The following is an 11,045-nucleotide window of genomic DNA, read 5'->3' on the forward strand; positions in this document are numbered from 1 at the left end:
GCTGTGGTTTTTTGGGGTGCCATGTTTCCGTGATGGGTGGCGCTATGGCAGGTGGTGAAGCGCGTCCATGGGCTGATTCGCCGCAGCCCGCCTTTCGCAGATGGCAGGTGTGCTGATGGACCCGGCAGAGCTGTCGCACACTGCCGATCCTCGCTTGCTGGCGTGCCTGGCCTTTGCGGCCAGGGAGCGTGCCTCCGATCTTTTTCTGCTGGCGGGTGCCCCGCCCACCATCAAGCGGCAGGGCGCGTTTGCGCCGATTGCCCAGCAGGTGCTGTCGGCGGACGACGTGCGGCAGATGGCTTACTCCATCTTGCGCGATGCCCAACGGCAGGAGTTCGAGACCACCATGGAGTGCGACCTGTCGTTCCAGACCCCCGAGGGCGAGCGTTTTCGCGTCAATGTGCACCGCCAGCGTGGACAGGTGGGCATGGTGATACGGCATGTGATTGCGCAGATACCCGACCTGCAGACGCTGGGCCTGCCCCCGGTGCTGCAACAACTGGCGTTTCTCAAAGGTGGTCTGGTGCTGACGGTAGGGGCTGCGGGTTCGGGCAAGACCACCACGCTGGCCGCATTGCTGGACCACCGCAACACCCACGCGGGCGGGCATATCCTGACCGTGGAAGACCCGATTGAGTATCTGCACACCCACAAGAAGTCGCTGGTCACCCAGCGCGAAGTAGGGCTCGACACGCTGTCCTATGACGAGGCCCTGCGGCGGGCCATGCGCGAGGCCCCCAATGTGATCCTGATCGGCGAGATCCGCGACCGGGCCACCATGCAGCACGCGCTGCACTATGCCGAGTCCGGGCACCTGTGCGTGTCCACCCTGCATGCCAACAACGCTAACCAGGCGGTGCAGCGCATCCTGAATTTTTTCCCCGAGGATGCCCACCGCCAGCTGCTCATGGACCTGTCGCTCAATCTGCGCGCGGTGGTGGCCTTGAGGCTCGTCGCAGGGCTGGCCGGGAGCCTGGTGCCCGCCACAGAGATCATGTTGCTGACCCCCTACGTGGCCGAACTGATCCAGAAAGGCCAGATTGACGAACTCAAGACGGCCATCACCCGCAGCGGGGAGCAGGGCATGTGGAGCTTCGACCAGTCCCTGTTGTCCATGGTCGAACTGGGTGTCATCTCACCCGCAGAAGCGATAGCCAATGCCGACAACCGCACCGATGTGCGTCTGCGCCTGCGGCTCGCAGCCGGTGCCTCGCTGGGTGGCGAGGGCATGCAGATGTCGCCTGAGGAACCACCACAGGGCGACCCGCCGCCCGTGGCGCATCGCTAATGCACGGCGGCGGCCTGCTTCAATCCGCAGAGCCGTGTGTTACTACCCTGCAGCCGTTTTCACCACGGCATACCGCTCCAGCGTGCGTTGCCGTGCGGCATCGTGCTCCACCACAGGCAAGGGGTAGGTGGCTCCCAGGTGCACACCCGCTTCCTGCAGCTCCAGGGGGAGCGCCAGCCAGGGGGCGTGGAGTGCCTTGGTCGGGAGCGCTGCGAGCTGGGGCAGGTAGCGGCGGATGAATTTGCCCTCCGGGTCGAACTTCTCGCTTTGGCTCACCGGGTTGAAGATGCGGAAGTAGGGCTGGGCATCGCACCCACTGGAGCTGGCCCACTGCCAGCCGCCATTGTTGGCGGCCAGGTCGAAGTCATTGAGGTGGGTGGCAAAGTAGGCCTCACCCCGGCGCCAGTCGATGCCCAGATCCTTCACTAAGAAACTCGCCACCACCATGCGCAGGCGGTTGTGCATGTAGCCCGTTTGGTTGATTTGCGCCATGGCGGCATCCACCAGCGGGTAGCCGGTGCGGCCTTCGCACCAGGCGGCAAACAGGGCGTCGGCTTCGGGGCCGGTTTCCCACTGAATGGCGTCGTAGGCGGGTTTGAAGCTGTGGCCCACCACATGGGGGTGGTGGTGCAGGATCTGAAAGTAGAAGTCGCGCCAGATCAGCTCGCTCAGCCATGTCGCGGCGCCGGGGTTGCCTGCCTGTGCCAGCCCGTGCGCGGTGCGCGCCAGCACGCGTGGCGAGATGGTGCCAAAGCGCAGATGCACGCTGAGGTAGCTGGGGCCTTTGACGGCGGGAAAATCGCGCGCATGGTCGTAGCGCTCGATGCGGCCCAGAAAGTCGTCGAACAGCTGCTGTGCGCCACGGGCGCCGGTGGGCAGCCCGGGGGCTGGCGAAACACTGGTCTCGAACCCCAGCGACGCCAGTGCGGGCACGGGTTGGCAGTGCGCCTGGGGGCGCGGCGCCAGGCGGTGTGCGTGGCGCTCTACCGGGTAACTTTGGAGCTGGAAAGCGTCGATTTTCTTGAGCCAGGCGTTCTTGTAGGGCGTGAACACGCTGTAGGGGTTGCCGGTCTGCGTCAGCACCTCGCTGCGTTCAAAAATCGTGTGGTCCTTGAAGGTGTGGAACGCCTTGCCCGCAGCAGCCAGGCGGGTGCGCACCAGGCTGTCGCGTGCCAGTGCCTGGGGCTCATCATCGTGGTTGGCAAACACGGCCTGCACGCCCAGGCTCTGCGCCAGGGCCGGGATCGCCTCGCTGGCCACGGCATGCAGCACGATGAGCCCGCCCTGCGGGTGGCCACACAGGGCGCGCAGCGAGGCATCCAGTTCCTCCAGCGACGCGAGGATGAATTCCACCCGCCGGTCCCTGCGGGGCAGGCCGTCCAGAATCTCCCGGTCCAGCACGAAGGCGCAGTGCACCTGCTTGCACTGCGTCAGCGCCCGGTACAGGGCGGCGTGGTCCGCAGTGCGCAGGTCGCGGCGGAACCAGACAAGGCCGCTGAGGTAAGTAGACTCGGAAGGTCCGCAAGGCCTGGAAGAGGGCGCCATGTTCACCGTTAAAATTGAGGAATGTCTTTCGATTCTGCGCCCATCAACCTGACGCATCACTTCCTGATTGCGATGCCCGGCCTGGAAGATGAGTCTTTTGCGCGCAGTGTGGTCTACCTGTGCGAGCACAGCGAACGTGGCGCACTCGGGCTCATCATCAACAAGCCCTCCGACATCACCCTCAAAAGCCTGTTTGACAAAGTCGATTTGTCGCTGCGGCGCGAAGACCTCACCCGGGAGCCCGTCTTCCAGGGCGGCCCGGTGCAGACCGAGCGTGGCTTTGTGCTGCACGAACCCATGCTCATGGACAAGGCCGAGACCGACGAATCGGCTTATGCCTCCACCATGACCATCCCCGGCGGGCTGGAGATGACCACCTCCAAGGACGTGCTTGAAGCCCTGTCCACCGGCGCCGGGCCGCGCCGCGTGCTCATCACGCTGGGCTACTCGTCCTGGGGCGAGGGGCAGCTCGAATCGGAGCTGGCCGAGAACGCATGGCTGACCGTGGCGGCGGATTTGTCGGTGATCTTCGACACCCCCGTGCCCGAGCGTTACGACCGGGCCTTGTCGCTACTGGGCCTGAAGGCCTGGATGCTGTCGCCCGAGGCGGGGCACGCATGACCGGTTCGCCCGTTCAGTCGATCCTGCCGCCAGCCGTTCCTGCGCATTTCCAGACCTTTCTCGCTTTTGACTTTGGCCTCAAGCGCACAGGCGTGGCGTCGGGCAACCGCATGCTGCGCAGCGCCACGCCGCAACGCACCATCCAGGCCGAGGGCGATGCCCGTTTTGCCCAGGTGGCCGAGCGCATCAAGGAATGGCAACCCGACGCGCTGGTGATCGGCGTGCCCTACCACCCCGACGGCGCGAGCCACGAGAACACCCAGCGCGCGCTCAAATTCGGCCGCCAGCTGCGCGGCCGATTCGGCTTGCAGGTGTTCGAGGTGGACGAACGCTACAGCACCACTGAAGCCATCGCCGGTGGTGCCAAGGATGCCGATGCCGCCTCGGCCTGCATCATCCTGGAACAGTTTTTGAGGAATCTCCCATGACCACCCCATCCCCCGGAATGTCCGGCAGTCTGGTGCTCGACGCCGAGGCGCTGTACCGCGAGCTGCTGCGCGGCGTGCGCAGCATGCTCACCCCCACCACGCGCCTGGCGGGCATTGCCTCGGGCGGCGCCTGGCTGGCCGAGCGCCTGCAAAAGGACCTGGGCCTGGAAGGCCCCGCCGGTGTGCTCTCGTCGGTGATGCACCGCGACGACTTCGCCCAGCGCGGCCTGTCGGCCAGCGCGCAGACCGCGCTGCCGTTTGACGTGAACGGCGCCGACGTGCTGGTGCTGGACGACGTGCTCTACACCGGCCGCACCATCCGTGCCGTGCTCAACGAGCTGTTCGACTATGGTCGCCCTGCCAGCGTGCGCCTGGCCGTGCTGGTGGACCGGGGCGGGCGCGAGTTGCCCGTGCAGGCCGACTTTGCCGCCGCCCGCGTGGCCCTGCCTGCCGCCCAGTCGCTGGCCCTGGCGCGCGACGACAGCGGCATCTTCCAATTCCAAGTCAAAGAGGCCTGACCGTGCTGCACAAGCGCAATCCCCAACTCAACGGCAACGGCGAACTCATCCACCTGCTGTCCATCGAAGGGCTGCCGCGCGACATCGTCACGCACATCCTCGACACGGCGGCCAACTTCGTGAGCGTGAACGACCGCGAAGTGAAGAAGGTGCCCCTCTTGCGTGGCAAGAGCGTGTTCAACCTGTTCTTCGAGAACAGCACGCGCACCCGCACCACCTTCGAGATCGCGGCCAAGCGCCTGTCGGCCGACGTGCTCAACCTCGACATCGCGCGCAGCTCGGCCAGCAAGGGCGAGTCGCTGCTCGACACCATCGCCAACCTCTCGGCCATGGCGGCCGACCTGTTCGTGGTGCGGCACAGCGAGTCGGGCGCGCCCTACCTCATCGCGCAGCATGTGGCGCCCCATGTGCATGTGATCAATGCGGGCGACGGCCGGCATGCCCACCCCACGCAGGGGCTGCTGGACATGTACACCATCCGCCACTACAAGAAGGACTTCAGCAACCTCACTGTGGCCATCGTGGGCGACGTGCTGCACTCGCGTGTGGCGCGGTCCGACATCCATGGCCTCACCACGCTGGGCTGTGCCGAAGTGCGCGTGGTGGGCCCGCGCACCCTGGTGCCGTCCGACATGGCGCAGATGGGCGTGCGCGTGTGCCACACGCTCGAAGAAGGCATCAAGGATGCCGACGTGGTCATCATGCTGCGCCTGCAGAACGAGCGCATGAGCGGTGCGCTCTTGCCGTCGAGCCAGGAGTATTTCAAGAGCTTCGGCCTCACGCAGGAAAAGCTGCAGCTGGCCAAGCCCGACGCCATCGTCATGCACCCCGGCCCCATCAACCGCGGCGTGGAGATCGACTCCGCCGTGGTCGATGGCAAACAAAGCGTGATCCTGCCGCAGGTCACCTTCGGCATCGCCGTGCGCATGGCCGTGATGTCCATCGTTGCTGGTAACGAAGCATGATGCTTGGAATGAATGCTCCTGTTTTCATAGCTGCTAGCGCATGTCAGATGCGCGCAAGCAGCCCATTTGGCTTGAAATCATGAAGATACTGATCCAGAACGGCCGCTTGATCGACCCCGCTTCGGGCCTCGACCAGACCTGTGACATCGCGATTGCCGCAGGCCGCATCGTGGGTGTGAACCGCGTGCCACCCGACTTCGCGCCCAAGCGCGTGGTGGATGCCACTGGCTGCATCGTGCTGCCCGGCCTGGTGGACCTGGCCGCGCGCCTGCGCGAGCCCGGCCACGAACACGAAGGCATGCTCGAATCCGAGATGGCCGCCGCCGTGGCCGGTGGCGTGACCAGCCTGGTCTGCCCGCCCGACACCGACCCCGTGCTCGACGAGCCCGGTCTGGTCGAGATGCTCAAGTTCCGCGCCGAGAAGCTGCACCAGTCGCGCCTGTTCCCGCTCGGTGCGCTCACCCGCAACCTGGCGGGCGAGGTGCTCACCGAGATGGCCGAGCTGACCGAGTCCGGCTGCGTGGGCTTTGGCCAGGCCGAAGTGCCGCTGGCCAGCACCCAGGTGCTGCAGCGCGCGCTGCAGTACGCCGCCACCTTTGGCTACACCGTGTGGCTGCGCCCGCAAGAGATGCATCTGGGCAAGGGCGTGGCCGCCAGCGGCCCGCTGGCCACGCGCCTGGGCCTGTCGGGCGTGCCCGTGGCGGCCGAGACCATTGCGCTGCACACCATCTTTGAACTGCTCAAGACCACGGGCGCCCGCGTGCACCTGTGCCGCATCAGCAGCGCTGCGGGTGTGGACCTGATCCGCCGCGCCAAGGCCGAGGGCCTCAAGGTCACGGCCGACGTGAGCATCAACTCGCTGCACCTCACCGACGTGGACATCGGCTTCTTCGACAGCCGTGCACGCCTGTCGCCACCGCTGCGCCAGCAGCGCGACCGTGACGCACTCAACGCCGCGCTGGCCGACGGCACCATCGACGCCCTGGTGTCCGACCACACGCCCGTGGATGAAGACGCCAAGACCCTGCCGTTTGCCGAGGCCGAGCCCGGCGCCACGGGGCTGGAGCTGCTGCTGTCGCTCGCGCTCAAGTGGTCGCGGGACAGCGGCGTGCCCTTGCAGCGCGCGCTGGCAGTGGTCACAGCCGAGCCCGCACGCGTGCTGGGCAACGCGCTGGGCACCTTGCAGGCCAGCGTGGGCCAGATCGTGGAAGGCGGCGTGGGTGACCTGTGCATCTTCGACCCGCAGGCCGCGTGGACCGTGCAGGACGATGCGCTGCGCAGCCAGGGCAAACACACCCCCTTCTCGGGCTACGAACTGCCCGGCCGCGTGCGCATGACGCTGGTGGGTGGCCAGGTCGCCTTTGATCGAGGCTGAGGTGGTGCGACGCTGCGAGGCCCTGCGGTGAAGTCTTTGCGTGCCAGCTGGCGTTTGCTGCGCCTGCTCGGCCACATCGTCAAAGGGCTGGCCATCGTGGCGCTGCGGTTTCCTGCGCTCTCGCCCGACCAGCAGCACGCCCGCGTGCAGGCGTGGTCGCTGGAGCTGCTCGCACACGCCGGCATCCGCCTGCGCATCCTGGGCCAACCGCCCGTCGCCGGGCCGGTGATGCTGGTGGCCAACCACATCTCCTGGCTCGACATCCCGGTGATGCACGCTGCGCGCCACTGCCGCTTTGTCTCCAAGTCCGACGTGCAGGGCTGGCCGCTGATCGGCACCCTGGCCACGGCCGCAGGCACGCTCTACATCGAACGCAGCTCGCGCCGCGACGCGCTGCGCATGGTGCGGTCCATGCAGGAGGCGCTGGAGCGCGGCGAGGTGCTGGCCGTGTTCCCCGAAGGCACCACGGGCGATGGCCGCGAGATGCTGCCTTTCCACGCCAACCTGCTGCAGGCCGCCGTGGCCGCGCAGGCGCCGGTGCAGCCCGTGGGCCTGCGCTTTGCCGACCAGGCCACGGGCGCTACCAGCTTTGCGCCCAGCTACATCGGCGACGAAACCCTGGTGGGGTCCATCTGGCGCACGCTCAGCGCCCCGCCCATCGAGGCCGTGGTGCACTACGGCCTGCCCCAGCTGGCGGGTGAGCGCGACCGGCGCACCTGGACGCAGCACCTGCACGACACCGTGGACCAACTGCGCAAGGCCTGAGCCACTTCGCTGAGGCGCTGTGCGCCAGCGGGTTCCTGTCCACGCTGGTTTCGGTGCGCAAAAGCGTGCATATTGCACGTTTGTGGCTGCGTGGGCCGCGCATCCCACGCCAACGCCGCGCAATTTCCCGTATCGTCCGCGACTTTCGGCCTGCCAGCGCATGCAAACGCATTGGCAGGCCCATCCACATTGCCGGGAGGGCACCATGAACCTGATCGAACGCACCAAGAGCATTCTTCTGCAACCCAAGGACACTTGGGCCACCATCGATGGCGAGAGCACCGATGTGGCCACGCTGTTCACGCGCTATGCGATGGTCCTCGCGGCCATTCCCGCCGTGTGCGGTTTCATCGGCATGTCGCTGATCGGCTTTGGGGGCTTTGGCGTCACCATCCGTGTGCCCTTTGTCTCGGGCCTGATGAACATGGTCATTTCGTACGTGCTCAGTCTCGTCGGCATCTTCGTGCTGGGCCTGATCATCGATGCGCTGGCGCCCACCTTTGGCGGCCAGAAGAACCAGATCCAGGCGGTGAAGGTGGCGGTGTACGCCAGCACGGCGGCCCTGCTGGGCGGCATCTTCAGCCTGCTGCCCGCGCTGTCCATGCTGGGGCTGCTGGCGGCGCTGTATTCCATCTACCTGCTCTATACGGGCCTGCCCGTGCTCATGCGCAGCGCGCCCGAGAAGTCGGTGGGCTACACCGTGGTGGTCATCGTTGCCGCCATCGTGATGGGCGTGGTCATCGGTGCCGTCAGCGCGCTGTTCATGCCGCGCAGCGGTGCGCTGTTTGGCGGTGCCGGGGCCCCGGCCATCACCATGAACACGCCCGGCGGCAAGGTGTCCATCGACACGGCGGGCCTGGAAGCTGCGGGCAAGAAGATGGAAGAAGCCGCCCGCAAGATGGAAGAGGCCCAGAAGAGCCAGGACCCTGCCGCCATCGCAGCTGCCACGGGCGACGCCGCCAAGGCCGCTGCGGGCATGCTGGGCGGCGGCCAGGCCATTGCGGCGCAGGCGCTCAAGGCGGCCCTGCCCGAGAAGCTGGCGGGCCTGCCGCGCACCGGCTTTGACGTGCAGGACGGCGCGGCCCTGGGCCTGCCCACCAGCCAGGCCAGCGCGCAGTATGGCAACGACGACAAGCAGCTGCGCCTGGAGATCGTGGACATTGGCGGCCTGGGCCAGATGGCCGCGATGGCCATGGGCATGGCACAGGGCGAAAAAGAAGACCAGACCAGCGCCGAGAAGACCTGGCAGGAGGGCGGCCGCACGCTGCACACCCGCTACGAGAAGGACGGCAGCCATGCAGAGTTCAAGACCATCCTGAAGAACGGCCTGGTGGTCAGCATCGAGGGCGACAAGATCGGCGTGAAGGAGCTGCAGGGCCTGATGTCGCAGCTGGACCTGAACGGGCTGGAGGGGCTGCAGCGCAAGGGCAAGTCCTGAGAAGGTGCGAACGAACCCGCCATGCCCGCTCGTCGTTGCAAATGCTCGCCATAGCCCGAGCTATGGCTGCGCTTTGCGCCTAGATCGAGCGCGTTTTGGCGGCCTGCTCGGGCCCGCCGGATTCATTCACACCTTCTAAATTCGCACGGCTCGCGTATTCGTGCACGAGGGCCGACGGCTGTCGGCTTTTTTCTTTGCTGCCTGCGGACGGTGGCTGGGTGGCTGGCGATAGACTGGCCTGGGTCATCCATTTCTCCCGCTTCGCTCCATGCTCCCCCTGTCTTTGTACCAACGAGTCCTGGGCCCCGCCTACCAGCGGCTGGCGCCCGCGCTGGCGCGGTTCCATGGCCTTTCGGGCCCGCACCGGTTGGTGGGCCAGGTGCAGGTCGAGGCGCCCGCCACCTGGCCGGGCCGTGTGCTGGCCTGGGCCCTGGGCGCGCCCCAGCGCGCGGTGCAGGGGGCGATCACCTTCGAACTGCAGGCGCGCCCCGATGCCGAGGTGTGGACCCGCCGCTTTCCTGCCCAGACCATGCAGTCCACCTTGCGCGAGGCCGCAGGCCGGGTGGTGGAACACCTGGGGGCCGCGCGGCTGACCTTTGTGCTGCATGAGGCCGATGGGCGGCTGGTGATGCAGTTGCAGCAGCTGCATTTCTGCGGCATCCCGTGCCCCGCATGGTTGTGCCCAGAGGTGGTGGCCGAAGAATCCGGGGTGGGCGATGCGTTGCACTTTCGCGTGTCGGCCACCGTGCCCGGCGTGGGGCGCGTGGTCAGCTACCAGGGGCACTTGCTCGTGCCGCCGGGCGCGGCCGGGGTAGAGCTAGGGGCGCCCGCATGATCGTGGTGTTTGACGGGCAGTGCCTGCTCTGCAATGGCTGGGTGCAGTTTCTGCTGCGGCATGACCGGTCTCAGCGCATCCGGTTTGTCTCCATCCAGAGTGCCGTTGGGCAGCAGTTGCTGGCACGGGCGGGGCTGCGGGTCGAAGGCCTGCAGACCCTGCTGGTCATCGACGGCGAGCGCAGCTGGCAACACACGGCCGCCATCCTGCGCGTGCTGCATGCCCTGGGCTGGCCGTGGCGGCTGGCCTGGGTGGGCTGGCTGGTGCCCGCCCCGCTGCGCGACGCGCTGTACCGCTGGGTGGCGCGCAACCGCTACCGCATCTGGGGCCGTTCTGCCACCTGCATGCTGCCAGCGCCCGAGCACCGGGCGCGGTTTCTGGAGCAGGATGCAAACCTTTGATTGCTATATAAATAATAGCTATCAGCGCTTGATGGACGCGCGGTAAGCCCTGTTTTTATTCAAATCTTGGTGCGGATTCGCGGGGAAAGGTGACCACATGGTCCACCTGCGCGCGGATGCCGATCCACTCGCCCAGCGCGTGGTCGTGGTGGCTGGGCACATGGGCCAGCAGGGTGTGGCCGCTGGCCAGGCGCAGGGTGTACAGAAACTCCGAACCCCGGAACGACTTGCGCACGATCTGCGCCTGCACCGGCGCATGGTCGTCGTGCACGATGTCGTCGGCGCGCAGCAGCACGTCGCAGGCGCCGCCGGGGTAGCTGCCGGGCAGCGGGCATTCGTCCAGGTCGGTCAGCTCGCCCAACGGGGTTTGTGCCACCACGTTGTCGCCGCGCTGCTCCAGTGTGGCGGGGGCGAACACGCCGTGGCCGATGAAGTCGGCCACAAACCGCGTGGCAGGGCGGTGGTACAGGGTGTAGGCGTCATCCCACTGGTGCAGATGGCCCTCGTGCATCACGCCGATCACATCGCCAATCGCAAACGCCTCGAACTGGTCGTGCGTGACGAACAAGGCCGTGGCGCCTGCAGCTTTCAGGATGCCGCGCACCTCGTGCGCCAGGCGCTCGCGCAGGTCCACATCCAGGTTGGAGAAAGGCTCGTCCAGCAGCATGAGCTGCGGGCGCGGCGCGAGCGCCCGTGCCAGGGCCACCCGCTGCTGCTGCCCGCCCGAGAGCTCGTGCGGGTAGCGGTGCTCGCTGCCTTCCAGCCCCACGAGCTTCAGCACCTCAGCCACGCGGGCAGCCTGCTCAGCCTTGGGCAGCTGGTGGATACCAAACGCCACATTGCGGCCCACCGAGAGGTGTGGGAAC

General features: G+C 67.0%; 12 protein-coding genes. 10 read left to right on the forward strand and 2 right to left on the reverse strand.

Features of this window, described 5'->3' with window-relative positions; all coding sequences use genetic code 11:
- Positions 1 to 115: 115 nt before the first annotated feature.
- Entirely contained in the window at positions 116 to 1,288 is a 1,173-nt protein-coding gene (locus tag AC07Z7_RS08430; RefSeq protein ID WP_494765976.1) for a PilT/PilU family type 4a pilus ATPase, read from the forward strand.
- Between the two features lie 42 nt (positions 1,289 to 1,330).
- Here the strand turns inward: AC07Z7_RS08430 and AC07Z7_RS08435 are convergent, their stop codons facing one another.
- The gene (locus tag AC07Z7_RS08435; protein WP_494765977.1) at positions 1,331 to 2,833 is read right to left on the reverse strand and encodes a cryptochrome/photolyase family protein; all 1,503 of its coding nucleotides are present in this window, start codon (positions 2,831 to 2,833) and stop codon (positions 1,331 to 1,333) included.
- Positions 2,834 to 2,854: 21 nt separating this feature from the next.
- On the opposite strand from AC07Z7_RS08435, the gene AC07Z7_RS08440 reads away from it, so the two are divergent.
- The 9 genes from AC07Z7_RS08440 to AC07Z7_RS08480 all read left to right on the forward strand — a co-directional run bounded on the left by AC07Z7_RS08440 (position 2,855) and on the right by AC07Z7_RS08480 (position 10,179).
- Complete coding sequence (locus AC07Z7_RS08440) at positions 2,855 to 3,454, forward strand: YqgE/AlgH family protein (RefSeq protein WP_094291428.1); 600 nt, start codon at positions 2,855 to 2,857, stop codon at positions 3,452 to 3,454.
- Positions 3,451 to 3,882, forward strand: coding sequence for a Holliday junction resolvase RuvX (gene ruvX, locus AC07Z7_RS08445; RefSeq protein WP_494765978.1), 432 nt, complete (start codon positions 3,451 to 3,453; stop codon positions 3,880 to 3,882). Before AC07Z7_RS08440 ends, ruvX begins: the two co-directional genes overlap by 4 nt.
- Entirely contained in the window at positions 3,879 to 4,400 is a 522-nt protein-coding gene (gene pyrR, locus AC07Z7_RS08450) for a bifunctional pyr operon transcriptional regulator/uracil phosphoribosyltransferase PyrR (RefSeq protein ID WP_228896299.1), read from the forward strand. Before ruvX ends, pyrR begins: the two co-directional genes overlap by 4 nt.
- Before the next feature lie 2 nt (positions 4,401 to 4,402).
- A complete protein-coding gene (locus tag AC07Z7_RS08455; protein WP_008903259.1) occupies positions 4,403 to 5,365 on the forward strand; it encodes an aspartate carbamoyltransferase catalytic subunit in 963 nt (320 codons plus the stop codon).
- Between the two features lie 79 nt (positions 5,366 to 5,444).
- A complete protein-coding gene (locus AC07Z7_RS08460; RefSeq protein ID WP_252659062.1) occupies positions 5,445 to 6,740 on the forward strand; it encodes a dihydroorotase in 1,296 nt (431 codons plus the stop codon).
- 27 nt (positions 6,741 to 6,767) lie between these two features.
- Positions 6,768 to 7,505, forward strand: a complete 738-nt coding sequence (locus AC07Z7_RS08465; RefSeq protein WP_494765979.1) for a lysophospholipid acyltransferase family protein — start codon at positions 6,768 to 6,770, stop codon at positions 7,503 to 7,505.
- A gap of 205 nt (positions 7,506 to 7,710) precedes the next feature.
- Positions 7,711 to 8,943 carry a Yip1 family protein gene (locus AC07Z7_RS08470; protein WP_494765980.1) on the forward strand — a complete coding sequence of 411 codons (1,233 nt, stop codon included), beginning with the start codon at positions 7,711 to 7,713 and terminating at the stop codon, positions 8,941 to 8,943.
- A gap of 268 nt (positions 8,944 to 9,211) precedes the next feature.
- A complete protein-coding gene (locus AC07Z7_RS08475) occupies positions 9,212 to 9,778 on the forward strand; it encodes a DUF4166 domain-containing protein (RefSeq protein ID WP_494765981.1) in 567 nt (188 codons plus the stop codon).
- A complete protein-coding gene (locus tag AC07Z7_RS08480) occupies positions 9,775 to 10,179 on the forward strand; it encodes a thiol-disulfide oxidoreductase DCC family protein (RefSeq protein ID WP_494765982.1) in 405 nt (134 codons plus the stop codon). The genes AC07Z7_RS08475 and AC07Z7_RS08480 overlap by 4 nt, the downstream gene beginning before the upstream one ends.
- Before the next feature lie 55 nt (positions 10,180 to 10,234).
- Here the strand turns inward: AC07Z7_RS08480 and AC07Z7_RS08485 are convergent.
- Positions 10,235 to 11,045, reverse strand: an 811-nt coding sequence (locus AC07Z7_RS08485) for an ABC transporter ATP-binding protein (RefSeq protein ID WP_494765983.1), incomplete at its 5' end; no start/stop codon positions are given.

It is taken from the genome of Acidovorax sp. GW101-11A03 (assembly GCF_059424825.1).